Source organism: Dryocola boscaweniae (genome assembly GCF_025215095.1).
GTDB lineage: Bacteria > Pseudomonadota > Gammaproteobacteria > Enterobacterales > Enterobacteriaceae > Dryocola > Dryocola boscaweniae.
In genome coordinates this window covers 230,318-256,966 of record NZ_JALHAP010000077.1, presented here as the reverse complement: position 1 = coordinate 256,966, position 26,649 = coordinate 230,318, and the positions used below count along the sequence as shown (strand labels likewise).

Here is a 26,649-nt window from a genome sequence, read left to right as displayed (position 1 = left end):
TTAAGCGAAACGGAGCGATTCAGAGGCGCTAATGTTTGCGTTGGTTTTATTTGTTTGTTACCTGGACGGTGGGTGCGACGATATCGTGGTTGACGTTTTTAATACCGAGCAGCAATGCCTGTATGCCATGGATGAGCAGCGGCTGCGTTACGGTGGTTGTTATCCGGTGGAAGATTTTATTGATGGCTTCTGGCGCCCCGCACATGAGTACAGCGACCTGTAACGATCACTGAACCTGAACCAGGGTGAGCTTGTTGCCGAACACCGCGCCGGTATCGATATAGTGCTGATTGTTGTAGTGAACCGCTTCTTTTAGCGGCGTATGACCGAAATAAAACTCATCGGCCCCGGTAATGTTCTCACCTTTTCCCAGCATATTTTGATTGAGCCGCTCCCGGCTCCAGACCAGCCGATGTTCATCCACCGGCTTGTTCCAGGCGTAATGAGAAGAAGGGTAATCCGCATGGGCAATAACAAAGGTGTGATCGTGCGTATGCAGTTCGATAACCAGCGGCAGCTCGCGGCAGTGTAGCAGCGCCTCGCGCACGCTTTGCTGACGTTCTTGCGGCAGCCCACGGAACCAGTCGCCGCCGTTCATCACCCACAGCATTCTGTCACCCAACTCAAGCGCATCTACCGCCATTTCTTCATGGTTGCCACGCACCGCCTTAAACCACCGCTTGTCCAGCAGCGCCAGACAGCCGGGGCTGTCCGGGCCGCGATCGATTACATCCCCGACGGAAATGACTAAATCCTGCCACGGATCGAAGCGGTGAGCCTTAAGCTGCGCGACCATTTTCGACAGGCAACCGTGCAGGTCGCCCACAATGTAAATGTGCCGCCAGTTTTCACCGTCGATACGCTGATACATAACGCCTCCTCCGGCTCATACCCATTTAATAAGTATAGGAGAGGCACGCACGCTATGCGGCAGGCTGGCGGATCAGCATCTGCACCTGTTTGCCATGGTAAGTAACATAGTGCTGGAAAGCGAAACCAAAGCGTCTGGCAAGATTAAGGGAACGCTGATTATCATCGTCAATAATGCAGCATACCGGGCCGGTGAAGTGACTATCGGCCCACTTTAAAATGGCCGCCAGCGCTTCTGTTGCATATCCCTTACCGTGGACCGCCGGAACGAGCGACCAACCGGCTTCCGGGTATTCCAGAGCGGGCGTAAGGTCGCGATGCGCGTCCTGAAAGCCAAACGAACCGACATAACGGCCAGAGGTTTTTTCAAACATCGCCCAGTAGCCGTAGCCTAACGCATGCCAGTGGCCGATATACCTTAGCAAGCGTCCCCAGCTCATCTCGGCGCTCTGCGGCTCCCCGCCGCCGATAAATTTAACCATTTCCGGATCGGCCCAACAGGCCGCAAGATCATCAAAATCATCCAGCGTAAACTGGCGTAATACCAGCCGCTCGGTTTCGAGCTCGGGCGCTTTCATCACTCTATTCATCCTTTCTTATCGTTATGGATTTTGCAGTCTTGCCTGCATGCTTACCCGGCAGACATAAATATAGGGGAAAGATGCGATGCGGCTTGAAAAAGCCGGCGATTAATCCTGAGATGCCGGTAACCCCCTGCAGGTTACCGGCTTAGCTTTAAAGCTTCCCGCTCAGGCGCTCATGAAAACCGGCGCTGCGGATATCAAGTCCGACGATGTTCACCTGTCCATCATAACGTTGATAACGAGTTTCGATGGCGTCCAGGACGGCGACCGTCGAGGCATCCCAGATTTGCGCCTGAGAAAGATCGATAGTTATCTTTTGTGGATCGTCAGCGTAGCGGAAGTGCTCAAACAAATCGTTGCTGCTGGCGAAAAACAGCGGGCCCGTTACAGTGTAACGCACGGATTGACCATCCTCCGAAAGCTGACGTTCGGCACGGACAACATGAGCAATACGGCGAGCAAACAGCATCATCGCAAAAATCACGCCTCCCACAACCCCTATCGCCAGGTTTCCGGTATAGACCGTTACGGCAACGGTAACGACCATGACCAGCGTTTCCGGCACCGGCATTCGCTTTAATGTCGCAGGGGACAGGCTATGCCAGTTGAGGGTTTTCACCGCCACAATCATCATGATCCCGGCCAGCACCACCATCGGAATTTTGGCCATCATATCGCTTAAGGCGGTAACCAGAAGCAACAGCACTAATCCCGCCGCTACGGTTGAAATTCTCGTGCGACCTTTGCCCAACTCTACGTTCACAATGGTTTGCCCAATCATGGCGCATCCTGCAATGCCGCCGTAGAACCCGGCGAAGATATTAGATAAACCCAGCCCCCAGCACTCGCGACGTTTACTTGATGGCGTATCCGTCAGTTCATCCACGAGCTTCGCCGTCAGCAAAGATTCCATCAGCCCCACGAAAGCGATGCTCAGCGCGCATGGCCAGATGATGCGTAGCGTATCCAGATTCAACGGCACCAGCAGCTCGGTCAACCCCGGCATCCCCGCCTGCATAGGCCCGGTGTCGCCTACGGTCGGAACTGAAAAACCCATCCAGATGCTGGCCGCAGTAATCACCACGATAGCCACCAGCGGAGAAGGAACCGATTTCACCACGCGCGGCAGCAGCAGAACGATGGCAAGCGTCAGCGCGAATAATCCCCAAACCAACGGGCTGTGTCCCCAGATGTGCGGAACCTGGGCGAAGAAAATCAGAATGCCTAGCGCATTCACAAACCCGGTCATCACAGACAAAGGAATATAGCGCATCATGCGCGCAAGTCCGGTTACCCCGAATAGAATTTGAATCAATCCTGCAAGCATCACGGCAGGCAGGATATAGCCCACGCCATATTGGTGAACCATCGGCCCGATAACCAGCGCGACCGAACCCGCCGCCGCGGTAACCATCGCCGGTCGCCCGCCCAGCACGGACATCGCTAAGCAAAGGACGATGGAAGCCACAAGGCTGACTTTTGGATCGACTCCCGCAATAACGGAAAACGAAATAACTTCGGGGATAAGCGCAAGAGCGGTGATCGCGCCAGCAAGCGATTCCCTTACCAGCAGGCGCGGCGAGCGCAAAACATAGCGAAGGGAGTTTTCCCGCGCGTGCATCTGAGTTTGAGTAGTTGTCATAATTTGGTCTTTGCAGGTTTATCGTTTTTATCGCCACGCCTTCAAGCGCGGCAGAATCAAGCCGGGCGTGATTGTACTGGCACATTAGTGAGGATGCTAATGAATGGCGAGCGATGTCATAAATTTCTCACGGACATCGTTTTATAGCGGAGCATATTAAAGTTGTTTTAATTTTAACTTACCGGGAAAGCGATAATATTCGCCGTCAATAAGACCAGATTACTGGCGTGAGAAGCATTATTAAAAAACTATAGACCGGCAGCTAATATACACCTCCCTGTGTCCGCAAGCGTTAAGCCGGGCTGCTTTGCCCAAGCAACATCAGCATGCCGGCAAGGGCATAATCTGTAGCCTGCACGATTACCGACTGGCAGTCCCCTTTGAAATGCGCTGATTTTATATAGGTTTCTGCATCAGGTAGCTGCCATGCAAACCATACGGTGCCTGCCGGCGTTCCGTCTTCTCCTCCTTCCGGCCCGGCGTAGCCGCTGACCGCAATACTCGCATCCGCGCCTGAAAGAAGTAACGCGCCGGCGGCCATTTCCGCCACTGTCTGACCGCTAACTGCGGTGTATTGATGAAGAGTTTCAGACCGGACGCCCAGCACCTTTTTTTTGGCATCGTCGTTGAAGGTCACAAAGCCTGTACCATAAAAACAAGGCGTATCTTCTACTGCGCATAAAGTCGAAGCCATGTGCCCGCCGGTGCAGGATTCCGCAGTCGTCAGAAATAATTTCCTTTCGATCAATAATCTTCCCAGCTCATTGGCCACTGATGGCGATGGTTCTTTCATGGCTGCATCTCCCCTTTTGTAACTGTCCAGAGGGGTGAAAAGGCCCCTGCATTAATGCCACCCCTAAGATGCGCTTTAAATGTGGGATAAGGTTCCAGACTATCGACTCCGTTCACAGGCGCTGCTGCTTTCTGATTTTCCACCGCGCGGGCATCCTGTAACCAGCCATGATAATTTTCAAAATAAGTCGCCATGAATGTTTTTCCTCTGCTAACAGTTCATCAGGTCTTACCGCAGGTGCAGCCCGGATCGTTGCATCAAATGTCGTTCAGCAAGCAAACAGCGCCCGTTTGGGAATAATAAAGAATAGCCAGGAATGATGAGCTGGGGTGCGTTTTAAGCAGCGACTGGCAACCGGGAAACCCGGTTAACGACCGCAACAAAAAAGGCCGCTTGCGCGACCATTTTAGAGAGCGAATTTATATGAGCTTAATTTTTACTTTATAACCTTCAAGGCCGGCCATGGTCTCGCTGGGAGTAAACTCAATTTCAGAGACTTCCATTCCCGACTTTTTCCGTAACTCGGCGATCTTTTTTGTGATCAGAGCGGAGATCTCCGCTTCGGCTTTTCGCTTCTGTTCCTCAATACTCATCTTTACCTCGTCTGGTTTCTTAAACGCATCAATGCGCCAGTAAGGTGACTGCAGATAGTTTGCTGTACTTACGCATAACTGATTATAAATAATAGACTAACTTAATCACAACCACTCAGAAATTATCGTCCATATCGGCGGCGCAGCGCCTTTGGCGATGACAGTAAAAAACCGCCCGAAGGCGGTCTGGTATTGATCTCATAATGCCTGCCGTTTTCGATAATCGTCATTTGCGGTTTCGCAGCGTTCATGAAGCCCGCATAACGCCTGGTCAAGCTTATGGGCAGGTATTGCCGCCTGAAATACCCTTACCGCGTCAATTACGTCTACGAAGGAAACAGATTTTAAGCAGGAAAAAAAACCAGCAGCGTAAACCGCTCATATAAAAGTACTGCTAATTCTTTCCGGTGAGGTTTCATTTTTCCGGCACGTCCCTCTTGTTGCCGGTAGAATAATCCGTCATATTTCTTACAGACAAAAAAAGACCGAATACGATTCCTATATTCGGTCCAGGGAAATGGCTCTTGGGAGAGAGCCGTGCGCTAAAAGTTGGCATTAATGCAGGCTAAGTCGCCTTGCCTCTTAAGAATAGATGACCGGCGCAGGTTTTCCAGTCCGGCACAAAAGTGTTCAGAAAAAAACCAGGCAGCAGGCGATTATTACAATGAAAACAGCAATAACCGGTTTACGGATATTGCTGTTTTTTTTGGCGGGGCAAAGCGCAGGGGGAATTAGCTACACAACTTCCCGGCTCGTTCAATAAACGGCGCCAGGCTCATTTTTTTGCCCGGGGCGTTAGGATCGTCAATCTGGATAACGGAAATGGGCTGCCCGGTTGTTTTACCACTTGCAACCTGCTGCTCCGCTTCGGCATTGAGCGGATACTGCATCAGCGTGGCTGGATTAATGGCGAACAAAGCATGATTCGCCCGGCAGCTCAACATCACCTCTTCGCGATTAAACGCCCACTTGTCTTTACCTACTTCAAAACGGCTGACCGTAATAATTTGTGGTGCCGCAAGGGCAGCGCCGCTGCAAGCCAGGAGTAACAGCGTCAGGATACTTTTTTTCATGAATCTCTCTCAGTCTTAATGCCGCTAAAACGGCTCCCAGGTAGCAAAGGCGCTCACCGCGAGAAGTACCGCTACCGACAAAACCACTTCCAGCCAGGTTAGCTGTATAAAACGTTGCTGCGCCGGGGTCGCCGCACCGGTAAAACGTGGCACCAGCACATAGCGATTAAACAGCGCTATTGTCACCATTACCGCTACAAGGGCAACCTTTAGCAGCAACAATTGTACATAGCGGCTCTCAAGCGGCAAAGACCAGCCCAGGATCATCAGGCTATTAACGACGCCCGTTACTATTACAGCCGCGACGGCAAGATGCCCATAGCGTGAAAAACGCATCATCGCTGTAATAGCCGCGTGCCGCCAGCGCGGCTTATGCGCCATCCGCATACACATTAGCAACGGCAACAACCCTCCAGCCCACCAGGCAGCGCTAAGCAGGTGAATGGCGTGATTCAGGCGCTGAATACCGCCCGGCAGGCCTTCGCGCATCGCGGCATGTCCTACGCCCGCCAGTAAGATTAACTGTGCGGCTGCAAGTATCAGCAATACGCTTTGCAGCGCGCGTGGCTTAAGTAAAAAGACCACAACCGTTATAACGCCAAGAGAAATCTGCCACAGCCAGACCGACCCAAACCGAGTCCCAAGCACGGCAAACCAGACTTGCGGATTAACGGTATCGGCCCAGCCGCTGCCCATTAACCCAGCCTGCGCGCCCAGCAATAGTATTGCGCTAATCAACGACAGCCAGATGGCAGGACGCCATTGTTTTGCCAGCCGCAGACTCAACACGGGTTTAAACGGCTGCGGCGCAAGCAACACGCTGCAAACGGTGCTGCCAAGCAGCACCATCAAAGCGGCGAAATGAACAAACCGCAGCGTGATATAGAGCGCCGATAGCATCTCGTTTTATTTCACGGCGAAGTGATAGGTTCCTTTAGTTTTGTGCCCGTCAACGGACACCACATGCCAGTCGACTAAATACTCACCGGGCTTAAGGGACTCTTCTATCGGCACGATAAGCTGTTTGTTGTCTTTCTCGTTGCGTTTAACCGCACCGGTTTTCACCGCGGCTTCCTGCGGGCCGGTGATTTTCACGCCGCTGAAATTTGGCTCAATTCCCTCGGAAAAATCAAGGGTCAGGGCCTGTGGCGCAGCCGTTACGGCAGCATCCGCAGCCGGGTACTGGGTTTTGAGATGTGCGTGTGCAAACACGGCAGGAGAAACGGCGATCGCAGTAAAAAATGCTGCTGCGGTCAGGATACGCGGGAGGGTGAAAGCCATATCAACTATTCCTTTTTATTATGTGAGACGGCGAAAGGATAACGCCGAGTGTTAACCAAGTCGAATTGAGAACAGCTATCAATGCATGTAAAAACTTGTCATCGGATTCATCACGCAGTACCTTCTGCCGTGACAAAGAAGGAGAATGCCATGAACTACAATCTCGCCGATTTACCCCAGGATGAAATGGACAAAGTGAATGTCGATCTCGCTGCTGCTGGCGTGGCCTTTAAAGAACGCTACAATATGCCCGTGATCGCCGAGGCCGTCGAACGTGAGCAGCCAGAAAATCTGCGGAACTGGTTCCGGGAAAGATTAATCGCTCACCGTTTAGCCTCCGTCAATCTTTCCCGTCTGCCTTATGAGCCAAAAGTGAAATAGTTCCACTCTCTTTATCATCCCTGCAATGTTGGCGCTTAGTTTTTTGTTTAGCAACCCTAAGCTCAAGCTCGCCTGCCATAGCCCGAGGCAAGAAAGGTTGGCATGGCATGGCCATTCCTTTAGGCTAACGTTTTGAGCATGTTCGAAGGCAATCTGGAGTCATTATGCTGCGCGTTATAGATACGGAAACCTGCGGGCTGCAGGGAGGCGTGGTGGAAGTTGCTTCTGTCGATATTGAAGGCGGAAGAATCGTCAACCCGATGAGCGATCTGGTACGACCGGACCGCCCCATTAGCCACCAGGCAATGGCTATTCACAAAATTACCGAAGATATGGTGGCGGATAAGCCATGGATTGAAGAGATCATTCCGCGCTATCACGGCAGCTCCTATTACGTCGCCCACAACGCCAGCTTCGATAGCCGCATGTTGCCGGATATGCCCGGTGAATGGATTTGTACCGTAAAGCTTGCCCGCCGTTTATGGCCGGGCATCAAATACAGCAATATGGGGTTGTATAAATCCCTGAAGCTTGAGGTGGAAACCCCGCCGGGTTTGCATCATCACCGCGCCCTTTTCGACTGCTATATTACCGCAGCCTTGCTGATTCGCATTATGGACGAATCGGGCTGGACGCCGGATCAAATGGTAACGATTACCGGACGCCCTGCTCTGGTGAGCACCATGATGTTTGGAAAATATCGCGGTAAAAAAATTGAAGAAATTGCGCAGGACGATCCGGGTTATCTGCGCTGGATGTTAAATAACATCAAGGAGCTCACGCCGGATCTGCGTATGACTTTAAGGCATTATCTGGAAGCGGAATAACCCATTATCCCGCACGTCCTGGCAATGTTCCCTGCGCCAGGGCAATCAAAAAGGCGTACTCCAGCGCCACCCCTTCATAAGATTTAAAGCGACCGGATTTCCCGCCGTGCCCGGAATCCATATCGGTACACAGCAGCAGCAGGTTGTCGTCCCGCTTGGTATCACGCAGTTTTGCCACCCATTTCGCCGGTTCCCAGTATTGCACCTGGGAATCGTGCAGGCCCGTGGTTACAAGCATATGCGGGTAAGCTTGCTCCGCAACCCGATCGTACGGGCTGTATTGCTTCATGTAGAAGTAATATTCCTCGTCCTGCGGATTCCCCCATTCTTCGAACTCACCGGTGGTAAGCGGGATAGATTCGTCCAGCATAGTGGTTACCACATCAACAAAAGGCACCTGCGCTACGACCCCATGGAACAATTCCGGACGCATATTGATAACGGCGCCCATCAGCATGCCGCCTGCGCTGCCTCCCATGCCGTACAGCAGATTTGGGTCGCCGTAGCCTTGTTGCAACAGCGCATCGCAGACGTCCAGGTAGTCGTTAAAGGTATTCATCTTTTTGAGGTACTTACCGTCTTCGTACCACTGCTGGCCCAGTTCTCCTCCGCCGCGCACATGGGCGATAGCAAATACAAAACCTCTATCTAACAGACTAAGACGGCTGCTGCTGAAATCTGCGTCCATGCTGCTGCCGTAGGAACCGTAGCCGTATACCAGCAGGGGATTTTTTCCTCGCTGGAAATGCTGGCGATGATAAACCAGCGAAACCGGCACCTGCACGCCATCGCGCGCGGTCACCCAAAGGTGTTCGCTGCGATAATTGCCGGCATCAAACCCGGGCACTTCTGTTTGTTTAAGAACCCGCCTCTCACCAGTGTTCATATCCAGCTCAAAGAGCGTGTCCGGCGTAGTCATGGACGAGTATCCATAACGCAGCCGCGAAGACTCAGGCTCCGGATTGTAACCAAGCCAGGTGACATAAGCCGGATCGTCGAAGGCAATCCCTGTTACTTCGCGAGTTTTGCGATTGATTTGCCGCAGGCTGGTCAGGCCGCGTTGACGTTCCTCCACCACCAGCCAGTCGGTAAACAGCGTAAAGCCTTCAAGCATGATGTTTTCACGTGGCGGAATAAGCACCTCCCACTGTTTTTCATCGCGGACTGTGCTGCGATACAAACCAAAGTTTTTACCTTCGCGATTAGAGCGTAAATAGAAGTTGTGCTGATAGTGATCGAGCGTGTACTCGTGGTCTTTGCGGCGCGGCGCAAAACATTGCGGCTCCGCATCCAGCAATTCAGCGTCCAGCAACAGCACTTCGCTCGTCGTAGCGCTGCCGAGGTGAATCAGAATGTAGTGCTGCGAAGTCGTTTTATGCACGCTGACGTAAAACGTGTCGTCTTTTTCTTCGTACACCAGTTGGTCGTCCGTTGAGGGATGGCCCACCGTGTGACGCCAGACCTGATAAGGCAGCAGCGTTTTAGGATGCTTACGCACGTAGTAAAGCGTGGAAGAATCATTCGCCCAGACAAAGCTCGTTGAAACATTGCTGAGCACCTCGGGATACCAGTTGCCGGTCTCAAGATTGCGAAAACGCAGCCCGTACTGACGGCGTGACAGATAATCTTCCGCCAGCGCCATTATCGTGTTGTCGAGCGTTATCGCCATCCCGCCCATGGTATAAAATTCGCTGTGGGCCGCACGGCGATTCGCATCAAGCAGGGTGTCCCACTCGTCCCATTCCGAAAGCACCACCGACTGACGCTGGTAAATAGCGTATTCGTTGCCCGCCTCGTATACCTGCCTGTAACGGTAGCCGTTCTGGGTATAAGGGGCAGAAACATCGTGTTGCGGGATACGGTCGACCATCTCTTTGAGCAGACGCTCCTGCAGCGCCTGCTGCGTTGCCATCACCTGCCGCCCGTAATCATTCTCCTCGTGCAGGTAATTGAGCACATCCGGGTTCTCGCGATCGTCGTCACGCAGCCAGTAATAGTTGTCGATTCTTGTGTCACCATGCTGTTGCAGGGTGTGAGGGATCTTTTGCGCTTTTGGTGGCATGTCATTATTCATTTTTAGTTAACACCCTGTAAGGGTGGCAAATTCAGACAGGCTTGCAAGCGGAACGTGAACTTTTGAGGAAAAAGCCGGGGTTATCCCGGCAGGCTTAACTTCTGTTTTTGGATGTCTTGCTCGATGCCTTCACGCACGTCCTGCGGGATCTTTAGCTCATCGCCTAAAGCATTGAGATAGCTGCGTTCCATGAAATGATCGACGTCGATTGCCGCGCAGCTCAGGAAGTAAAGTTCAAGCGCTTCTTCCTCGTTTTTCACATCCAGCGCCAGGCGTTTTAGATCGAGAGGCATTTCGATGGCTTCCTGAATCAGCGTGCGTCCCGCCCAGCGCGCCTGGCACCAGCAGTTTGCTTAACCCTTGCTCGTCAGCGGCTGCGCCGTTTTGTTGTTGCGTTTGTTGGCCGACAAGGCCGCTCTGGCCCAGCATAGACTGAATCTGTTGTAACCAATTATTCATGAGAAACACCCCTGGTTTATCGCTTAACTAGCTGAGAGTAAGCGAACAGGCGTCAAGAAGTGTCTGATTAGACTAAAGATGCGCAAAGAGAAACGCCGGAGGAACCGGCGTGTTTTTCAGGACTGGTAATCTGCGGTTCCGTCTTTGCAATCAACCACCACGGTATAATGGATATCGGTGTTCATCCCGCGTACCGTAAGCGGCACCTTCCATTGACCATTCTTGCCGGTAATCTCTTTGCTGTTCACCCAAATAACGGGATCGGCCTGACCGAGCTTTTCCCGCTCGTGCGGCCAGCGTACGATGCGGTTTTGCTGGTAGTCATTCTTGACGCTATCGCCAACAGCATCTGCATCCAGACCTTCGCAATTGGGAAATTTAACTTTGTTAGATTCCGCCGCGGAAGCGATAAAACTGGTGAGCAAACAGGCCGCACACAGCGCAATACCGATTTTCTTCATAGGGCTCTCCTTACGCCAGGTTGTTAAAGAAAGCCTGGTACAAAACCGTTATTGCGCAAGCCTTGACCTGACCCTATGCGGCCTTAGTGCGTTTACGTCCGGGATGTACTGTGATGTTGCCTTCAGCCGGCGCTTCATCTTCACCCGCTGCCGCCGCTTCCGGTAATTTACCGCTTCTTAATACCGTAGCGAGTACGTCTTTGTTTTCCGCCAGCCACATCGCCAGCGTGTCGCTCTGCCCTTCTTCAAAGGTGACAGGGCTTTGCGTAAGCCAGTCGCCTAACACTTCCGCCAGGTCGAGCATTTTGTCGTAAGCATCAGCATCCTTTTTACTGGCAAAAGACATTTTTTCTTGCCCCTCTCGCACTACAACGTATTTGATTTCAACCGCCATTTTGCAGCTCCGATTAACTGTGTATTTATACAGTATAGTTTTATTGCATTGATTCCGCAAGCGGGAAAGGCGCTGCGTACGCAAACGTTTTCGTATATACTGCGGCCGTTTATTTTATCACATCAGGTGAGCAGATTATGTCAATGTTGGGAACGGCCCTGCGTCCAGCGGCCACGCGCGTTATGCTGTTAGGTTCAGGGGAATTAGGGAAAGAGGTGGCTATTGAATGCCAGCGTTTGGGGCTGGAAGTGATTGCCGTCGACAGGTATGCGGATGCGCCTGCTATGCACGTGGCGCACCGCAGTCACGTGATTAATATGCTTGACGCCGCGGAACTAAAAGCTCTGGTGCTGGCGGAAAAACCTGATTTTATCGTTCCCGAAATTGAAGCTATCGCCACCGACATGTTGATAGAGCTTGAGCAGCAAGGCCAGCGTGTCGTGCCCTGCGCTCGCGCGACGAAACTAACCATGAACCGCGAAGGCATTCGCCGCCTTGCGGCGGAAGAATTATCTCTGCCAACCTCCAGTTACCGTTTCGCTGACGCCGAAGCTGATTTTCTTCAGGCGGCCGAAGAAATTGGCCTGCCCTGTATCGTTAAGCCAGTGATGAGCTCCTCCGGCAAAGGGCAAAGCTTCGTGCGTACCCGCGAGCAGCTTGCTAAAGCATGGGAGTATGCACAACAAGGCGGACGCGCGGGCAAAGGCAAAGTTATTGTAGAAGGCGTGGTGAATTTTGATTTTGAAATAACCCTGCTGACCATTAATGCTGTGGACGGCGTGCATTTTTGTGCGCCCATCGGCCATCGTCAGGAAGACGGCGATTACCGCGAATCCTGGCAGCCGCAACAAATGAGCGAAAAAGCTCTCGCTCGCGCACAGGAAATCGCCGAGAAAGTTGTGGTCGCTCTGGGAGGCTATGGCCTGTTTGGGGTGGAGCTATTTGTCTGCGGCGATGAAGTGATTTTCAGCGAAGTCTCCCCTCGCCCGCATGATACCGGGATGGTTACGCTTATCTCGCAGGATCTGTCAGAGTTTGCCCTGCACGTGCGCGCATTTCTCGGTCTGCCGATTGGCGATATTCGTCAGTACGGCCCGGCGGCATCCGCGGTTATTTTGCCTGAGCTAACCAGCGATAACGTGAAGTTTGGCAATGTCCATGCGGCGGTAGGTGCGGGTTTGCAGGTGCGTTTGTTCGGCAAGCCGGAAATCAACGGAAAACGTCGGATGGGAGTGGCGCTGGCAACGGGCAGCGATATCGAAAATGCGGTAGAGCGCGCGGTTCAGGCTGCGGCGGCAGTACAGGTAAAAGGTTAAAAAACCTCTCCCGGAAAGGGAGAGGCTTCGGCGGATAGCGCTGGTGCTTATCCGCCTTACGCAACGGCAGTTTGAATTACGCTTTCGCGCCTTCAACCGCTTCGCGAGCAAGCTTAGTGATACGATCGTAATCGCCTGCTTCCAGCGCGTCCGCCGGCACCAGCCATGAACCGCCGATGCACAGCACGCTTTTCAGCGCCAGGTAATCGCGGTAGTTAGCCGGAGAAATGCCGCCGGTCGGGCAGAAACGCACGTTAGCGAAAGGCCCCGCAATCGCCTGCAGCGCTTTGGTGCCGCCGTTAGCTTCCGCCGGGAAGAATTTGAACTCTTTTAAACCGTAATCCATGCCCAGCATCAGTTCAGAAACGGTGCTGATACCCGGAATCAATGGAATGGTGCCTTCAGTCGCAGCTTTCAATAACGGTTCGGTCAGGCCCGGGCTGATGGCAAACTGCGCGCCAGCTTCGGTTACTTCGGCCAGTTGCTGAGGGTTGAGCACGGTGCCTGCGCCGATAATGGCTTCCGGCACTTCTTTTGCGATAGCGCGGATAGCGTCCATTGCACATGGCGTACGCAGAGTCACTTCCAGCACGCGAACGCCGCCAGCAACCAACGCTTTCGCCATCGGCACAGCATGTTCCAGTTTATTCACTACGATAACAGGAACGACCGGACCCGTTTTCAGGATCTGTTCCGCGGTTGTTTTCCAGTTTTTCATCTGAGCCTCTTAAGCCAACTTTATAATTTGTTACCGCCGCGGCATTCGCCGCAGAGGTGCTTAAAATTTAATGCAGGTCGCGCCCTGTTCCGCGCCTGATAACTGCTCACGCAACGCGCCAAAGAGTTCACGACCCGTCCCGACGCGCTCGGCGCTCAGGTCAGGATGGAAGGCGACGCGTTTCTCAAGCTCGGTTTCTTCAACCAGCAGCGTAAGTTCACCCGTCTGTCCATTGACGCGAATCATGTCGCCATCCTGAACTTTTGCCAGCAACCCACCATCGTAAGCTTCCGGCGTGACGTGGATGGCAGACGGTACTTTACCGGATGCGCCTGACAGGCGTCCATCGGTAACCAGCGCAATTTTGAAACGGCGGTCCAATAATACCCCAAGTGGCGGCATAAGTTTATGTAATTCTGGCATGCCGTTCGCTTTAGGTCCCTGATGACGCACAACAACTACGCAATCGCGATCGAGCAGGCCGGCTTCGAAGGCCGGTAACACGTCGTGCTGGCTTTCAAAAATCACCGCTGGCGCTTCAATAATCTGGTTTTCAACCGGCACGGCAGAGGTTTTCATTACGGCGCGGCCAAGGTTGCCGCTCAGTACTTTGGTGCCGCCGTGTTTAGAGAAAGGTTTGTCGACGCTTGCGATAACTTCGCTATCCAGTGCCTTTTCGGCGCCTTCACGCCAGGCCAGCCGGCCATTATCAAGCCAGGGCTCCATGGTGTAATGACGCAAGCCGAAACCGGCGACGGTGTTTACATCTTCATGCAGCAAACCACCTTTAAGCAGTTCATGTACCAGCACAGGAACGCCGCCTGCTGCCTGGAAGTGGTTGATGTCGGCCGGGCCGTTTGGATACAGACGCGCAAGAAGCGGCACGACATCAGAAAGATCGGAGAAATCATCCCAGTTAATGATGATGCCTGCCGCACGCGCCATCGCCACCAGGTGCATAGTGTGGTTGGTGGAGCCGCCCGTCGCCAGCAGGGCAACAATACCGTTGACCACAACCTTTTCGTCGACCATTTTACCCAAAGGCATCCACTCGTTGCCGTTACCGGTCAGGCGAGTGACCTGTTTTGCGGCGGCGGCTGTCAGTTCATGGCGCAGCGGTGCATCCGGGTGAACGAAAGAAGAACCCGGAAGCTGCATGCCCATAAATTCCACAACCATCTGGTTGGTATTGGCGGTGCCGTAGAAAGTACAGGTGCCCGGCGCATGGTAAGAAGCGGCTTCGGATTCCAGCAGCGCGTTGCGGTCAACCTTGCCTTCTGCGTAAAGCTGGCGGATACGCACCTTTTCTTTGTTAGCAAGACCGCTTGCCATCGGGCCTGACGGTACGAAAACCGCAGGCAGATGACCAAACGACAGCGCGGCCATGGCAAGCCCCGGGACAATCTTGTCGCACACGCCAAGGTACAACGCGCCGTCGAACATATTATGTGACAGGCCGACGGCGGCAGACATGGCGATGACTTCGCGGCTCAGCAAAGAAAGCTCCATGCCGTCCTGACCCTGGGTTACCCCGTCGCACATTGCCGGGACGCCGCCCGCGACCTGCCCGACCGCACCGACAGAATGCAGCGCCTTGCGGATTTGATCCGGATAAACCTCATAAGGCTGATGCGCAGAAAGCATGTCGTTATAAGAGGTAATAATCGCGATATTGTTACGCAGCATACTTTTCAGCGCTGCTTTATCTTCCGGCTGGCAGGCGGCAAAACCGTGGGCCAGGTTTCCGCACGCCAGTTCCGAGCGATGAACGGTGTTGCTCTTCGCTTTTTCAATGCGCGCCAGGTAGGCTGCACGGGTTTCTTTTGAGCGCTCAACGATGCGCTGTGTTACGCGTAACAAATTAGGATTCATAAAATACCTCATAAAGTGGCTGCCATCGCGGTGCGCTGGAAGAAGAAATCGACGGCTGTTTTATTACTGAATCAGCCGCTATCCATGGCATCAGGGCAAAATCTCTGCGGCTAGTGTAAATAAAAAAGCCCTGCTGGTGAATCCAGTCAGGGCTTTTAATTACAAAAAGTTCTACCACGTCTGAGTTAGATCATGTTACCGGTAAACTTAACTCTCTTTACGGGCGATTTTCACGGCTTGCTTATTCGAACTCATTCCATGAACGGCCATCGCGGGTAATCATCGCAACGGAAGCTACCGGCCCCCAGGTTCCAGCCTGGTAAGGTTTCGGCGCATCGTTATCCGCCGCCCACGCTTCAGTAATGGAGTCAACCCATTTCCAGGCTTCTTCCACTTCATCGCGACGCACAAACAACGCCTGAATCCCGCGCATGGTTTCAAGCAGCAGGCGCTCGTAAGCATCCGCCAGATGGGATTCATTGAAGGTTTCCGAATAGCTCAGATCAAGCTTGGTGGTCTGCAGGTTGTGTTTGTGATCCAGACCCGGCACTTTGTTGAGCACCTGGATATCCACGCCTTCATCCGGCTGCAGACGAATAGTCAGTTTGTTCTGCGGCAAATCCTGCCAGGAATCTTTAAACAGGTTCAGCGCCGGGCTCTTAAAGTACACCACAACTTCTGAACATTTAGTCGGCAGACGTTTGCCGGTGCGCAGATAGAAAGGCACGCCGGCCCAACGCCAGTTATCGATATCAACCCGGATAGCGACGAACGTTTCTGTACTGCTCGACTTGTTCGCCCCCTCTTCTTCCAGATAGCCAGGGACTTTTTTGCCCTGCGCAAAACCGGCTGTGTACTGACCACGCACAGTTTTTTCACGCACGTTTGAGCGATCGATACGGCGCAGGGATTGCAACACTTTCACTTTCTCGTCGCGGATATGGTCGGCGGTAAGATCGGAAGGCGGAGACATGGCAATCATGCAAAGAATTTGCAGCAGGTGGTTCTGAATCATGTCGCGCATCTGACCGGCCTGGTCGAAATAGCCCCAGCGCCCTTCAATCCCCACTTCTTCAGCCACGGTGATTTCCACGTGATCGATAGTTTTGTTATCCCAGTTATTGGCAAACAGGGAGTTAGCAAAACGCAGCGCCAGCAGGTTGAGCACCGTTTCTTTACCCAGGTAGTGGTCAATGCGGTAAACCTGGCACTCTTCAAAGTACTCGCCAACCTGATCGTTGATTTCCTGAGAAGTCGCAAGGGAGGTGCCGAGCGGTTTTTCCATTACTACGCGGGCTGGCTTGGCGTTCAGTTTCGCTTTACCCAGCCCTTTGCAGATGGCGCCAAAGGTGCTTGGCGGCATGGCAAAATAGTTAATGGTGACGCGCTTTTGCTGGTCGAGCATTTTACCAAGGGTGGTAAAAGCTGAAGTGTCGTTCACATCCAGATTGCAGAAATCAAGACGGCTGCTCAGTTTGTCCCACAGGCTTTCGTCGATCTTTTCTTTCATGAAGGTTTCAAGCGCTTCGCGTACCACTTTGGTGTACGCCTCTTTGCTCCAGTCAGCGCGGCCAACGCCCAGAATACGGGTTTCAGGATGGATCTGACCCGCTTTTTCCAGTTGATACAGGGATGGCAGCAGTTTTCGACGCGCAAGGTCGCCTTTTGCACCGAAAATCACCAGGTCACATGCCTGAGCTGTCTGTGTTACCGCCATGTCGTTCTCCTCGTTTCGGGTATCTTGTACCGGGTCGCTCTTGTAATTTAATTACAAAGCAATGTAGCGCCTTAGATGAATTTACGTAAACAACCGGGGGTTGTCCGATCGTGCTCAGGACGAAAATTCCGCCGCAGGCGGGCTTTTTCGTCCCTAAGTGAAATTTAATAACGTTTTTCCGTTCACCAGGATCTTATCTAAAGTTAGATGCCGATCATGTAATGAAAAAAAACAACAAGTTCAAGCCGGATTGCTTGCCTTTTAAGGGGTAGGCAGGCGTATATTCTTGCTAAAACCTGTCTCGGTTTCTCCGCTTTCAGAAATCGACAAAATCCATGAGTGTCTGTCAATTATGAATATGCTGGAAAAAATCCAGTCACAACTGGAACACCTTAGCAAATCAGAGCGTAAAGTCGCAGAAGTGATTCTCGCTATTCCGCAGGACGCTATCCACTCAAGTATCGCCACTCTTGCCCGCAACGCGGACGTCAGCGAACCCACGGTTAACCGGTTTTGTCGCCGTCTGGAAACAAAAGGCTTTCCGGATTTTAAATTACATTTAGCGCAAAGTCTGGCGAATGGAACGCCTTATGTAAACCGGAATGTTGACGAGGATGACAGCGTTGAATCCTATACCGGTAAAATCTTTGAATCCGCGATGGCAAGCCTCGACCAGGTTCGGCAATCTCTTGATATGGCGGCGGTAAATCGCGCGGTTGATCTCCTGACCCAGGCAAAAAAAATCGCCTTCTTCGGGCTGGGCGCTTCCGCCGCAGTCGCCCACGACGCCATGAACAAATTTTTCCGCTTCAACGTGCCTGTTTTCTATTCTGACGATGTTGTCATGCAGCGTATGAGCTGTATGAACTGCAGCGAAGAAGACGTGGTGGTGCTTATTTCGCATACCGGGCGTACTAAAAACCTTGTTGAGCTGGCGCAACTGGCACGTGAAAACGACGCCATTGTACTGGCAATTACCTCGGAAGGATCGCCTCTCGCCCATGAAGCGACCCTTTCTTTGTTGCTTGATGTGCCTGAAGACACCGACATTTATATGCCAATGGTATCGCGCCTGGCGCAGTTAACCGTGATTGACGTCCTGGCAACCGGTTTTACTTTGCGCCGCGGCGCGAAATTCAGGGATAACTTGAAGCGAGTCAAAGAAGCGCTCAAAGAATCGCGTTTTGATAAGGGGCGGTTCGCGCCAGGCGATAATCGCTAAGTTTTAATAACAAAGCTGTAACTTTTTAGATCGTTCGGTTAAGTTGTCCCCTTGCGCAGTTACGCGCCCCTGACTTACCGAGTTTTTTGTTCACGCAACACCAAAGTTGTTTCAGTCAACGGAGTAATACATGTCCAGACGGCTACGTAGAACCAAAATCGTTACCACTTTAGGTCCAGCTACCGACCGCGACAATAATCTGGAAAAGATTATCGCAGCCGGCGCCAACGTGGTGCGAATGAATTTCTCCCACGGCACAGCAGAAGATCACCAACTGCGTGCGGATAAAGTTCGTGAAATTGCCGCGAAACTGGGTCGCCACGTCGCTATTCTGGGCGACTTGCAGGGCCCTAAAATTCGTGTGTCGACCTTCAAAGAAGGCAAAGTCTTCCTTAGCATCGGCGATAAGTTCCTGCTTGATGCCAACCTGGGAAAAGGCGAAGGCGATAAAGAAAAAGTGGGTATCGACTATAAAGGTCTGCCTGCCGACGTTGTACCTGGCGACATCCTGCTGCTCGATGATGGTCGTGTGCAGTTAAAAGTGTTGGAAGTCCAGGGCATGAAAGTGTTCACCGAAGTCACCGTCGGTGGCCCGCTGTCCAACAATAAAGGGATCAACAAGCTTGGCGGCGGCCTGTCTGCAGAAGCGCTGACCGACAAAGACAAAGCCGACATCGTTACCGCTGCGAAAATCGGCGTCGATTACCTGGCCGTCTCCTTCCCGCGCTGTGGCGAAGACCTGAACTACGCCCGCCGCCTGGCCCGTGATGCAGGCTGCGATGCTAAAATCGTTGCCAAAGTAGAACGTGCAGAAGCCGTATGCGATGAAGCGGCAATGGACGATGTTATCCTCGCCTCTGACGTCGTTATGGTCGCACGCGGCGACCTGGGCGTTGAAATCGGCGATCCGGAACTGGTGGGCATTCAGAAAACCCTGATTCGCCGCGCGCGTAAACTGAACCGCGCCGTGATCACCGCGACCCAGATGATGGAGTCGATGATAACTAACCCAATGCCAACCCGTGCCGAAGTCATGGACGTGGCAAACGCCGTGCTGGATGGCACCGATGCGGTCATGTTGTCTGCGGAAACCGCAGCAGGCCAGTATCCTGCCGAAACCGTGGCGGCAATGGCTCGCGTTTGCCTGGGCGCTGAAAAAATCCCAAGCATCAACGTTTCCAAACACCGTCTGGATGTCCAGTTCGACAACGTAGAAGAAGCGATTGCCATGTCTGCGATGTATGCGGCAAACCATCTGAAAGGGGTTACCGCTATCATCACTATGACAGAATCTGGCCGCACAGCGCTGATGACTTCGCGTATCAGCTCCGGCCTGCCGATTTTCGCCATGTCCCGCCACGAACGCACGCTAAACCTGACCTCGCTGTACCGCGGCGTAACGCCGGTGTATTTTGACAGCGCAAGCGATGGCGTAGCGGCAGCCAGCGATGCCGTTAACCTGCTGCGCGATAAAGGCTACCTGGTGTCCGGCGATCTGGTTATCGTGACTCAGGGCGACGTGATGAGCACCATCGGCACCACCAACACCACGCGCATCCTGTGCGTTGAGTAAAAATCAGCGTGAAGAAAAAGGGGCCAACAGGCCCCTTTCTTATTTTTTAGGAAACAGCTCTTTGCGCCGGTAGGGTTCGATTTCCCCCTCTTTACGCGTTTTCAGCAGCTTCAGAATCCAGGTGTACTGCGCAAGGTTCGGGCGGACGAAAATTTCCACCTCTTCATTCATGCGACGGGCAATTCTGTTGTCGTCAGCATCCACTAAATCGTCCATCGGCGGGCGAATAAAAATATCCAGACGGTGAGTTTTACTGTTGTAAACAGGAAACAGCGGTACGACCCGGGCGCGACAAACTTTCATCAGGCGGCCAATCGCCGGAAGCGTAGCCTTGTAGGTCGCAAAGAAATCCACAAATTCACTGTGCTCAGCGCCGTGATCCTGATCCGGCAGGTAATATCCCCAGTAGCCCTGGCGTACAGAACTAATAAAGGGTTTAATGCCGTCGTTTCGCGCATGCATGCGGCCGCCAAAGCGGCGGCGCACCGTATTCCATACGTAATCGAACAGCGCGTTGCCCTGATTATGGAACATTGCGGCCATCTTCTGCCCGTCAGCGGCCATCAGCATCGCCGGGATATCTACCGCCCAACCGTGCGGCACCAGGAAAATAACGTTCTCTTCACGCGCTTTTAGCTCATCGATGATTTCTTTTCCGTGCCAGTCAACGCGCTGCATGACCTTCTTCGGATCGCGCAAACCCAGTTCCGCCATCAACACCATTGCCTGCGGGGCGGTAGCAAACATTTCATCAATGATGGCTTCGCGCTCGGGCTCGGGCAGCTCAGGGAAACAGTAGAGCAAATTAATCTGCGCACGGCGACGCGCGCTTTTCCCGAATCGTCCGGCGATGCGCCCTACTTTTCCTAATAGCGGGTCACGCAGCGACGGTGGCAACAATGCCAGCCCTGCAAAAGCGCCAACGCCCAGCCAGGCTCCCCAGTAGCGAGGATGCCAGAAGGCTTTTTGAAATTCGGGAATAAATTCGCTATGACTTTTTTTTGCTTTTTCCATGCAGGTTCTCAGTACAGCATCAAATCATTGATGATATGAATTTAGACGTAGTTTAGCGGGGCAAGTGCTGGCAGACAAAAGAAAAAGCCGGCGCCCTGACGCCGGCTTTCCATTTATGCGCGTGGTGAGTGATTAATCAAAGCGCAGTTGCGGAACCACTTCACGCACCTGAGCCAGGTAAGTGCGGCGGTCCGAACCGGTTAACCCTTCTGTACGCGGCAGTTTCGCCGTCAGCGGGTTTACGGCCTGCTGGTTGATCCACACTTCATAGTGAAGATGCGGGCCAGTAGAGCGGCCCGTGTTGCCGGAAAGCGCAATGCGATCGCCACGTTTCACTTTCTGGCCCGGTTTCACCAGCAGTTTTTTCAGGTGCATATAACGCGTGGTGTAAGTGCGCCCGTGGCGAATGGCAACGATAAAGCCCGCCGCACCGCTACGTTTTGCCATCACCACTTCGCCATCGCCCACCGCCAGCACAGGCGTTCCCTGCGGCATAGCAAAATCAACGCCTTTGTGCGGCGCGATACGTCCGGTTACCGGATTAAGACGACGCGGGTTAAAGTTCGAGGAGATACGGAACTGTTTTACCGTCGGGAAACGCATAAAGCCTTTCGCAAGGCCTGAGCCGCTACGATCGTAGAATTTGCCGTCTTCTCCGCGAATCGCATAATAATCTTTGCCGCTGCTGCGCAGGCGAACACCGACCAACTGGCTTTGTTCACGCTTGCCGCCCAGCATTTCGCGGGACATCAACACGGAAAACTCATCGCCTTTCTTCAGCTTGCGGAAGTCCATCTGCCACTGCATCGCTTTGATAACAGAGCTGATTTCAGCGCTGGTTAAACCAGCGTTCTTCGCGCTGCTAACAAAACTTCCGCCAACGGTGCCTTTGAGCACGCTGTTAACCCAGTCGCCCTGCTGCATTTCGCTGCTGAGTTTAAAAGTGCTGCCGGAACGGTCATAGGTACGTGTTTCGCGGCGGGACATTTCCCAGGTCAGACGTTGCAACTCGCCGTCTGCGGTCAAGGTCCAGGAAATCTGCTGGCCAATTTTCAGGTTACGCAGATCTTTATCGACGGCGGCCAACTGGCTGATGTCGCCCATGTCGATGCCGTACTGATTCAGAATGCTGCTGAGCGTATCGCCGGTTGACACGACATATTCATGGACGCCCGCCTCACCTGAGGTTTTATCGTCCAGCTCATCCTGCGGAATGGCATCATCGCCTTCGTCAAGCGTCGGCTGGTCAATCGGCTCACTGGCCTCGGGCAGTAAAGAACGAATTTCGCTCTTTTCAAGTTCGATGGTTTTAATGACGGGGCTGGCTTCTGGATGATAAACATAGGGCCGCCAGACGGCGACCGCTAAAGTAAGAACTGTAAGTGACCCCAGCATAATGCGGTGGGGCCGGGACAGATTGTCAAAAGCCAGGGCGACAGAGCGGGCTATCTGTTGCACGTATTCACTTCCTCGTTAATCTCCTTTCAGGCAGCTCGCATACTGATTCGCAAGCCCGGTCAAAAACTGCATATAGCTGTCTTTACCGAGCGCGACGTCGATGCCCAGCGGATCTAACGTACCTGAGCGGACGCTAGTCCCACGGGCAACGGCGTTAATTACCGCTGGCCTGAACTGTGGCTCAGCAAAAACGCAGACCGCTTTATGCTCAACCAACTGTGTTCTGATTTCATGTAAACGCTGCGCACCGGGTTGGATCTCAGGGTTGACGGTGAAATGGCCAAGCGGCGTTAATCCGTAGTGTTTTTCAAAGTAGCCATAGGCGTCGTGAAAAACGAAATACCCTTTACCTTTTAATGGTGCGAGCACGGTACCGACCTGCTTATCGGTGGTGGATAATCCTGACTCGAATTTCTGCAGGTTGGCGTCAAGTTGGGCTCTATTTTGGGGCATAAGTTCCACTAATTTATCGTGGATTGCAACCGCTGACAGGCGCGCTATCTCAGGCGAAAGCCAGATATGCATATTGTATTCACCGTGGTGGTGATCTTCCTCACCCTTTTCAGCGGAATGGTCATGTCCATGGCCTTCGTGATCGTCATTATCGTCGCCTTTCATGAGCAACGGTTTGACGCCGCCCAGCGCCGCAAGTGTCACTTGTTTTTGTTGAGGTAACTGGCTGACGGACTTCTGCATGAATGCTTCCATTTCCGGCCCGACCCAGACAACTAAGTCCGCGCCCTGCAAGCGTTTTACATCAGAAGGACGCAGTGCATAATCATGCTCGGATGCGCCATCGGGAAGCAAAACTTCGGTGGTAGTTACGCCGTCGGCAATGGCGGCTGCGATAAATCCAAGAGGCTTGATGGAGGCGACCACCGCAGCCTGAGAAGGCAGCACAGCGGCACCCCAAAGTGCGGCTGAAAGACCAGCGAAAAGAAGTGTGTTTTTATGTAACATAATGCGACTTATCATCGTTGTGAATATGAGAAGTGTGATATTATAACATCCGCTAACTTCTGCAACCCCTGAAATTGTCATGACAAATTTGGTATCACTTGAAAATATTTCCGTCTCGTTCGGACAGCGCCGCGTCCTGTCTGATATTTCACTCGATCTGAAACCGGGGCGTATCCTTACTCTTCTGGGCCCAAACGGCGCGGGGAAATCCACGCTCGTGCGCGTAGTGCTGGGGCTGGTAGCACCTGATGCCGGCGTCATCAAGCGCGACCGCAATTTACGCATTGGTTACGTGCCGCAAAAACTGCATCTTGATGCCACGCTGCCGCTGACGGTAAATCGCTTTATGTGTCTGCGGCCCGGCGTAAAGAAAAGCGATATTTTACCTGCGCTAAAGCGTGTACAGGCCGCTCATCTCATTGATGCCCCTATGCAAAAACTCTCCGGCGGCGAAAATCAGCGGGTTCTGCTGGCCCGAGCGTTGCTCAATCGTCCGCAACTGTTGGTGCTTGACGAGCCGACCCAGGGCGTTGACGTTAATGGCCAACTGGCCTTGTACAACCTGATTGACCAGCTTCGCCACGAACTCGATTGCGCGGTGCTGATGGTCTCTCACGACCTGCATCTGGTGATGGCGAAGACCGACGACGTGCTGTGCCTTAATCATCACATCTGCTGCTCCGGCACGCCGGAAGTCGTCTCTATGCACCCGGAATTTATTTCAATGTTCGGTCAGCGCGGCGCTGAACAACTGGGCATTTATCGTCACCACCATAACCATCGTCACGATCTTACCGGACGCATTGTTCTGCGCAGAGGGAATGGCCAGTCATGATTGAATTGTTGTTGCCCGGCTGGCTTGCCGGGATTTTGCTTGCCTGCGCGGCAGGTCCGTTAGGCTCGTTCGTCGTCTGGCGTCGGATGTCCTATTTTGGCGATACGCTCTCCCACGCATCTTTACTGGGCGTAGCATTCGGCCTGTTGCTGAACGTGAATCCTTTTTATGCCGTGATCGCCGTAACGCTGATGCTGGCGCTGGGTCTGGTTTGGCTGGAAAAGCGCCCTCACCTGGCTATTGATACATTGCTCGGCATTATGGCGCACAGCGCGCTGTCGCTGGGCCTGGTGGTTGTCAGTTTGATGTCGAATGTCCGGGTTGATTTGATGGCGTATCTGTTTGGCGATCTGCTTTCGGTAACCATGCCGGACCTGATTGCTATCGGCCTGGGCGTGGCGGTGGTCACTGGCGTGCTGATATGGCAATGGCGCAATCTGCTGTCCATGACAATTAGTCCGGATCTCGCACACGTCGACGGCGTGAACCTGCAGCGGGTAAAAATGCTGCTGATGCTGGTGACGGCGCTGACCATTGGCGTAGCCATGAAGTTTGTCGGCGCGCTGATTATCACTTCGCTGCTGATTATCCCGGCGGCAACCGCCCGCAGGTTTGCCCGCACGCCGGAACAGATGGCAGGCTTTGCGGTTATCGTGGGTATGCTTGCGGTAACAGGCGGGCTGACTTTCTCGGCATTTTACGATACGCCCGCCGGGCCTTCAGTCGTATTAAGCGCTGCGGTGCTATTTATTCTGAGTATGACGAAGAAGACTGCAGCGTAAAAAAGGCGCCTGAGGCACCTTTTTTACGGCTGTGCCGGAGGCACAATCCCGAAGTGGGTCCAGGCTCTTGGCGTCGCAATACGTCCACGTGGGGTACGCTGTAAAAAACCCTGCTGGATCAGAAACGGCTCAAGCACGTCTTCGATAGTTTCCCGCTCTTCGCCAATGGCTGCCGCCAGGTTATCCAGCCCAACCGGGCCGCCGAGAAACTTATCAATCACCGCGAGCAGAAGCTTGCGGTCCATATAGTCAAACCCTTCCGTATCAACATTGAGCATATCCAGCGCCTGGGAGGCAATGTCGGCGCTGATGGTGCCGTCGTGGCGTACTTCGGCAAAATCACGCACGCGGCGTAATAAACGGTTAGCGATACGCGGCGTACCGCGCGCGCGTCTGGCCACTTCCAGCGCGCCGTCTTCGCTCATCTCAAGCCCCAGCACGGCTGCGCTGCGCCCAACAATGTGCTGAAGGTCAGCTACCTGATAAAACTCCAGGCGCTGCACGATACCAAAACGGTCGCGCAGCGGCGAAGTTAAAGAACCCGCACGGGTGGTTGCGCCAATCAGGGTGAACGGAGGCAAATCGATTTTAATTGAGCGGGCCGCCGGACCTTCGCCAATCATGATATCCAACTGGTAGTCTTCCATCGCCGGGTAAAGCACTTCTTCAACAACCGGCGAGAGGCGGTGGATTTCATCAATAAACAGCACGTCGTGCGGTTCGAGGTTGGTCAGCATCGCCGCCAGGTCCCCTGCTTTCTCAAGCACCGGGCCGGAAGTGGTACGCAGGTTCACGCCCATTTCATTGGCAACAATATTCGCAAGCGTGGTTTTACCTAACCCTGGCGGGCCGAAAATTAACAGGTGATCGAGCGCATCCCCTCGCAGCTTCGCCGCCTGGATGAAAATTTCCATCTGCGAGCTGACCTGCGGCTGGCCGACGTAATCCGCCAGAAAACGCGGGCGAATGGCGCGGTCAATTAATTCATCCGGGGTGATAGTATCTGGCGATACCAGACGGTCTGCTTCAATCATCCTTCAACTACCTCAGGGGCTTCAAAGTGCGGCGCGGAGCGCTTCACGGATCAGGGTTTCGCAATCGGCGCCAGCGCGGCCCACTTTGCTCACCATACGGCTGGCTTCCTGAGGTTTATAGCCCAGTGAAACCAGCGCGGCAACTGCTTCCTGCTCCGCATCGTCCGCCGCACCGTTGTCTGGCGAAGTGAGCACAAGGTCTGCCGCAGGAGTGAAGAGATCGCCATGCATGCCCTTGAAGCGGTCTTTCATCTCAACGATTAAACGTTCGGCGGTTTTCTTGCCTACGCCTGGCAGCTTGACCAGCGAGCCAATTTCTTCGCGCTCAACGGCGTTCACAAACTGCTGCGCGGACATACCTGAAAGGATCGCCAGCGCCAGTTTAGGGCCAACGCCGTTGACTTTGATAAGCTCGCGGAACAGGGTGCGCTCCTGTTTATTATTAAAACCGTACAACAGTTGGGCGTCTTCGCGCACCACAAACTGGGTAAAGACTACCGCTTCTTTGCCGGTTTCCGGCAGTTCGTAGAAACAGGTCATCGGCATATGGACTTCATACCCTACGCCACCCACTTCCATTAATACCAGCGGCGGCTGTTTTTCCAGGATGATGCCTCTGAGTCGACCAATCACGTTGTGCTCCTGCGTTTAGCGGTTGTGCCAAAAATTGCGCTTATCATATAAAAAAGGCTGGATACATATCCAGCCTTATCTTC

28 protein-coding genes and 1 pseudogene are annotated in these 26,649 nt (G+C 53.3%); 8 read left to right on the top strand and 21 right to left on the bottom strand.

Annotated elements, in window-relative coordinates; genetic code table 11:
- The first annotated feature begins 31 nt into the window (after window positions 1-31).
- Window positions 32-223: a YdfD/YebW family protein gene (locus MUA00_RS10855; protein WP_271122898.1), complete on the top strand. Its 192-nt coding sequence runs from the start codon at window positions 32-34 to the stop codon at window positions 221-223.
- Between the two features lie 3 nt (window positions 224-226).
- Here MUA00_RS10855 and pphA read toward each other — a convergent pair whose 3' ends face one another.
- The 9 genes from pphA to yobA all read right to left on the bottom strand — a co-directional run bounded on the left by pphA (window position 227) and on the right by yobA (window position 6,836).
- Complete coding sequence (gene pphA / locus MUA00_RS10850) at window positions 227-871, bottom strand: protein-serine/threonine phosphatase (RefSeq protein ID WP_271122899.1); 645 nt, start codon at window positions 869-871, stop codon at window positions 227-229.
- Window positions 872-923: 52 nt separating this feature from the next.
- The gene (locus tag MUA00_RS10845) at window positions 924-1,448 is read right to left on the bottom strand and encodes a GNAT family N-acetyltransferase (RefSeq protein ID WP_271123095.1); all 525 of its coding nucleotides are present in this window, start codon (window positions 1,446-1,448) and stop codon (window positions 924-926) included.
- Window positions 1,449-1,605: 157 nt separating this feature from the next.
- Window positions 1,606-3,096 (bottom strand): SulP family inorganic anion transporter, encoded by a 1,491-nt coding sequence (locus tag MUA00_RS10840; RefSeq protein ID WP_271122900.1) that lies wholly within the window; start codon window positions 3,094-3,096, stop codon window positions 1,606-1,608.
- A gap of 292 nt (window positions 3,097-3,388) precedes the next feature.
- Window positions 3,389-3,889, bottom strand: coding sequence for a 2-oxo-tetronate isomerase (locus MUA00_RS10835; protein ID WP_271122901.1), 501 nt, complete (start codon window positions 3,887-3,889; stop codon window positions 3,389-3,391).
- The gene (locus MUA00_RS10830) at window positions 3,886-4,083 is read right to left on the bottom strand and encodes a hypothetical protein (RefSeq protein ID WP_271122902.1); all 198 of its coding nucleotides are present in this window, start codon (window positions 4,081-4,083) and stop codon (window positions 3,886-3,888) included. The genes MUA00_RS10835 and MUA00_RS10830 overlap by 4 nt, the downstream gene beginning before the upstream one ends.
- Before the next feature lie 225 nt (window positions 4,084-4,308).
- Window positions 4,309-4,482, bottom strand: coding sequence for a GnsA/GnsB family addiction module toxin (locus MUA00_RS10825; protein WP_271122903.1), 174 nt, complete (start codon window positions 4,480-4,482; stop codon window positions 4,309-4,311).
- Window positions 4,483-5,213: 731 nt separating this feature from the next.
- Entirely contained in the window at window positions 5,214-5,555 is a 342-nt protein-coding gene (locus MUA00_RS10820; RefSeq protein WP_271122904.1) for a YebY family protein, read from the bottom strand.
- 24 nt (window positions 5,556-5,579) lie between these two features.
- Window positions 5,580-6,455: a copper homeostasis membrane protein CopD gene (copD, locus tag MUA00_RS10815; RefSeq protein WP_271122905.1), complete on the bottom strand. Its 876-nt coding sequence runs from the start codon at window positions 6,453-6,455 to the stop codon at window positions 5,580-5,582.
- A 6-nt stretch (window positions 6,456-6,461) separates the two neighbouring features.
- The gene (gene yobA / locus MUA00_RS10810; RefSeq protein WP_271122906.1) at window positions 6,462-6,836 is read right to left on the bottom strand and encodes a CopC domain-containing protein YobA; all 375 of its coding nucleotides are present in this window, start codon (window positions 6,834-6,836) and stop codon (window positions 6,462-6,464) included.
- A gap of 150 nt (window positions 6,837-6,986) precedes the next feature.
- Here yobA and MUA00_RS10805 point away from each other — a divergent pair, with 150 nt between their 5' ends.
- Both MUA00_RS10805 and exoX read left to right on the top strand, forming a co-directional pair.
- Entirely contained in the window at window positions 6,987-7,217 is a 231-nt protein-coding gene (locus tag MUA00_RS10805) for a DNA polymerase III subunit theta (protein WP_271122907.1), read from the top strand.
- Between the two features lie 164 nt (window positions 7,218-7,381).
- Complete coding sequence (gene exoX, locus MUA00_RS10800) at window positions 7,382-8,044, top strand: exodeoxyribonuclease X (protein ID WP_271122908.1); 663 nt, start codon at window positions 7,382-7,384, stop codon at window positions 8,042-8,044.
- Window positions 8,045-8,048: 4 nt separating this feature from the next.
- Here exoX and ptrB read toward each other — a convergent pair whose 3' ends face one another.
- The 4 genes and pseudogenes from ptrB to MUA00_RS10780 all read right to left on the bottom strand — a co-directional run bounded on the left by ptrB (window position 8,049) and on the right by MUA00_RS10780 (window position 11,432).
- A complete protein-coding gene (gene ptrB, locus MUA00_RS10795) occupies window positions 8,049-10,106 on the bottom strand; it encodes an oligopeptidase B (RefSeq protein WP_271123096.1) in 2,058 nt (685 codons plus the stop codon).
- 92 nt (window positions 10,107-10,198) lie between these two features.
- Window positions 10,199-10,441 (bottom strand): annotated as a pseudogene (locus MUA00_RS21315) (DUF533 domain-containing protein); the annotation flags it as partial.
- Between the two features lie 252 nt (window positions 10,442-10,693).
- Entirely contained in the window at window positions 10,694-11,038 is a 345-nt protein-coding gene (gene yebF, locus MUA00_RS10785; protein WP_271122909.1) for a protein YebF, read from the bottom strand.
- A gap of 73 nt (window positions 11,039-11,111) precedes the next feature.
- Window positions 11,112-11,432 carry a YebG family protein gene (locus MUA00_RS10780; protein ID WP_271122910.1) on the bottom strand — a complete coding sequence of 107 codons (321 nt, stop codon included), beginning with the start codon at window positions 11,430-11,432 and terminating at the stop codon, window positions 11,112-11,114.
- Window positions 11,433-11,569: 137 nt separating this feature from the next.
- Between MUA00_RS10780 and purT the strand changes: the two genes are divergently transcribed.
- A complete protein-coding gene (gene purT, locus MUA00_RS10775; RefSeq protein ID WP_271122911.1) occupies window positions 11,570-12,748 on the top strand; it encodes a formate-dependent phosphoribosylglycinamide formyltransferase in 1,179 nt (392 codons plus the stop codon).
- Between the two features lie 76 nt (window positions 12,749-12,824).
- Here the strand turns inward: purT and kdgA are convergent, their stop codons facing one another.
- The 3 genes from kdgA to zwf all read right to left on the bottom strand — a co-directional run bounded on the left by kdgA (window position 12,825) and on the right by zwf (window position 17,055).
- Complete coding sequence (gene kdgA, locus MUA00_RS10770) at window positions 12,825-13,466, bottom strand: bifunctional 4-hydroxy-2-oxoglutarate aldolase/2-dehydro-3-deoxy-phosphogluconate aldolase (RefSeq protein WP_121269024.1); 642 nt, start codon at window positions 13,464-13,466, stop codon at window positions 12,825-12,827.
- A 60-nt stretch (window positions 13,467-13,526) separates the two neighbouring features.
- Window positions 13,527-15,338 (bottom strand): phosphogluconate dehydratase, encoded by a 1,812-nt coding sequence (edd, locus tag MUA00_RS10765; protein ID WP_271122912.1) that lies wholly within the window; start codon window positions 15,336-15,338, stop codon window positions 13,527-13,529.
- Between the two features lie 241 nt (window positions 15,339-15,579).
- A complete protein-coding gene (gene zwf / locus MUA00_RS10760; protein WP_271122913.1) occupies window positions 15,580-17,055 on the bottom strand; it encodes a glucose-6-phosphate dehydrogenase in 1,476 nt (491 codons plus the stop codon).
- A gap of 352 nt (window positions 17,056-17,407) precedes the next feature.
- Between zwf and MUA00_RS10755 the strand changes: the two genes are divergently transcribed.
- Window positions 17,408-18,277, top strand: coding sequence for a MurR/RpiR family transcriptional regulator (locus MUA00_RS10755; protein WP_271123097.1), 870 nt, complete (start codon window positions 17,408-17,410; stop codon window positions 18,275-18,277).
- Window positions 18,278-18,407: 130 nt separating this feature from the next.
- The gene (pyk, locus tag MUA00_RS10750) at window positions 18,408-19,850 is read left to right on the top strand and encodes a pyruvate kinase (protein WP_271122914.1); all 1,443 of its coding nucleotides are present in this window, start codon (window positions 18,408-18,410) and stop codon (window positions 19,848-19,850) included.
- 39 nt (window positions 19,851-19,889) lie between these two features.
- Here the strand turns inward: pyk and lpxM are convergent, their stop codons facing one another.
- From lpxM to znuA, 3 genes are all read right to left on the bottom strand, one after another.
- Window positions 19,890-20,864 (bottom strand): lauroyl-Kdo(2)-lipid IV(A) myristoyltransferase, encoded by a 975-nt coding sequence (gene lpxM / locus MUA00_RS10745; protein WP_271122915.1) that lies wholly within the window; start codon window positions 20,862-20,864, stop codon window positions 19,890-19,892.
- A gap of 132 nt (window positions 20,865-20,996) precedes the next feature.
- Entirely contained in the window at window positions 20,997-22,322 is a 1,326-nt protein-coding gene (mepM, locus tag MUA00_RS10740; RefSeq protein ID WP_271122916.1) for a murein DD-endopeptidase MepM, read from the bottom strand.
- 15 nt (window positions 22,323-22,337) lie between these two features.
- Window positions 22,338-23,282 carry a zinc ABC transporter substrate-binding protein ZnuA gene (gene znuA / locus MUA00_RS10735; protein WP_271123098.1) on the bottom strand — a complete coding sequence of 315 codons (945 nt, stop codon included), beginning with the start codon at window positions 23,280-23,282 and terminating at the stop codon, window positions 22,338-22,340.
- 79 nt (window positions 23,283-23,361) lie between these two features.
- Between znuA and znuC the strand changes: the two genes are divergently transcribed.
- Both znuC and znuB read left to right on the top strand, forming a co-directional pair.
- On the top strand, window positions 23,362-24,117 hold the full coding sequence (gene znuC / locus MUA00_RS10730) for a zinc ABC transporter ATP-binding protein ZnuC (RefSeq protein ID WP_271122917.1): 756 nt from the start codon (window positions 23,362-23,364) through the stop codon (window positions 24,115-24,117).
- The gene (gene znuB / locus MUA00_RS10725) at window positions 24,114-24,899 is read left to right on the top strand and encodes a zinc ABC transporter permease subunit ZnuB (protein ID WP_271122918.1); all 786 of its coding nucleotides are present in this window, start codon (window positions 24,114-24,116) and stop codon (window positions 24,897-24,899) included. Before znuC ends, znuB begins: the two co-directional genes overlap by 4 nt.
- A 23-nt stretch (window positions 24,900-24,922) precedes the next feature.
- Here znuB and ruvB read toward each other — a convergent pair whose 3' ends face one another.
- Both ruvB and ruvA read right to left on the bottom strand, forming a co-directional pair.
- Complete coding sequence (gene ruvB, locus MUA00_RS10720) at window positions 24,923-25,933, bottom strand: Holliday junction branch migration DNA helicase RuvB (RefSeq protein WP_271122919.1); 1,011 nt, start codon at window positions 25,931-25,933, stop codon at window positions 24,923-24,925.
- 21 nt (window positions 25,934-25,954) lie between these two features.
- On the bottom strand, window positions 25,955-26,566 hold the full coding sequence (ruvA, locus tag MUA00_RS10715) for a Holliday junction branch migration protein RuvA (protein ID WP_271122920.1): 612 nt from the start codon (window positions 26,564-26,566) through the stop codon (window positions 25,955-25,957).
- Window positions 26,567-26,649: the final 83 nt, after the last annotated feature.

Coding starts and splice junctions, on each gene's coding strand:
- edd (WP_271122912.1), bottom strand. CDS start 15,338: ATGAATCCTAATTTGTTACGCGTAACACAGCGCATCGTTGAGCGCTCA.
- MUA00_RS10780 (WP_271122910.1), bottom strand. CDS start 11,432: ATGGCGGTTGAAATCAAATACGTTGTAGTGCGAGAGGGGCAAGAAAAA.
- exoX (WP_271122908.1), top strand. CDS start 7,382: ATGCTGCGCGTTATAGATACGGAAACCTGCGGGCTGCAGGGAGGCGTG.
- pyk (WP_271122914.1), top strand. CDS start 18,408: ATGTCCAGACGGCTACGTAGAACCAAAATCGTTACCACTTTAGGTCCA.
- MUA00_RS10830 (WP_271122902.1), bottom strand. CDS start 4,083: ATGGCGACTTATTTTGAAAATTATCATGGCTGGTTACAGGATGCCCGC.
- MUA00_RS10845 (WP_271123095.1), bottom strand. CDS start 1,448: ATGAAAGCGCCCGAGCTCGAAACCGAGCGGCTGGTATTACGCCAGTTT.
- purT (WP_271122911.1), top strand. CDS start 11,570: ATGTCAATGTTGGGAACGGCCCTGCGTCCAGCGGCCACGCGCGTTATG.
- MUA00_RS10835 (WP_271122901.1), bottom strand. CDS start 3,889: ATGAAAGAACCATCGCCATCAGTGGCCAATGAGCTGGGAAGATTATTG.
- MUA00_RS10755 (WP_271123097.1), top strand. CDS start 17,408: ATGAATATGCTGGAAAAAATCCAGTCACAACTGGAACACCTTAGCAAA.
- MUA00_RS10805 (WP_271122907.1), top strand. CDS start 6,987: ATGAACTACAATCTCGCCGATTTACCCCAGGATGAAATGGACAAAGTG.
- ruvB (WP_271122919.1), bottom strand. CDS start 25,933: ATGATTGAAGCAGACCGTCTGGTATCGCCAGATACTATCACCCCGGAT.
- znuC (WP_271122917.1), top strand. CDS start 23,362: ATGACAAATTTGGTATCACTTGAAAATATTTCCGTCTCGTTCGGACAG.
- MUA00_RS10825 (WP_271122903.1), bottom strand. CDS start 4,482: ATGAGTATTGAGGAACAGAAGCGAAAAGCCGAAGCGGAGATCTCCGCT.
- yobA (WP_271122906.1), bottom strand. CDS start 6,836: ATGGCTTTCACCCTCCCGCGTATCCTGACCGCAGCAGCATTTTTTACT.
- zwf (WP_271122913.1), bottom strand. CDS start 17,055: ATGGCGGTAACACAGACAGCTCAGGCATGTGACCTGGTGATTTTCGGT.
- MUA00_RS10820 (WP_271122904.1), bottom strand. CDS start 5,555: ATGAAAAAAAGTATCCTGACGCTGTTACTCCTGGCTTGCAGCGGCGCT.
- yebF (WP_271122909.1), bottom strand. CDS start 11,038: ATGAAGAAAATCGGTATTGCGCTGTGTGCGGCCTGTTTGCTCACCAGT.
- kdgA (WP_121269024.1), bottom strand. CDS start 13,466: ATGAAAAACTGGAAAACAACCGCGGAACAGATCCTGAAAACGGGTCCG.
- copD (WP_271122905.1), bottom strand. CDS start 6,455: ATGCTATCGGCGCTCTATATCACGCTGCGGTTTGTTCATTTCGCCGCT.
- ptrB (WP_271123096.1), bottom strand. CDS start 10,106: ATGCCACCAAAAGCGCAAAAGATCCCTCACACCCTGCAACAGCATGGT.
- MUA00_RS10855 (WP_271122898.1), top strand. CDS start 32: ATGTTTGCGTTGGTTTTATTTGTTTGTTACCTGGACGGTGGGTGCGAC.
- znuA (WP_271123098.1), bottom strand. CDS start 23,282: ATGTTACATAAAAACACACTTCTTTTCGCTGGTCTTTCAGCCGCACTT.
- pphA (WP_271122899.1), bottom strand. CDS start 871: ATGTATCAGCGTATCGACGGTGAAAACTGGCGGCACATTTACATTGTG.
- lpxM (WP_271122915.1), bottom strand. CDS start 20,864: ATGGAAAAAGCAAAAAAAAGTCATAGCGAATTTATTCCCGAATTTCAA.
- MUA00_RS10840 (WP_271122900.1), bottom strand. CDS start 3,096: ATGACAACTACTCAAACTCAGATGCACGCGCGGGAAAACTCCCTTCGC.
- znuB (WP_271122918.1), top strand. CDS start 24,114: ATGATTGAATTGTTGTTGCCCGGCTGGCTTGCCGGGATTTTGCTTGCC.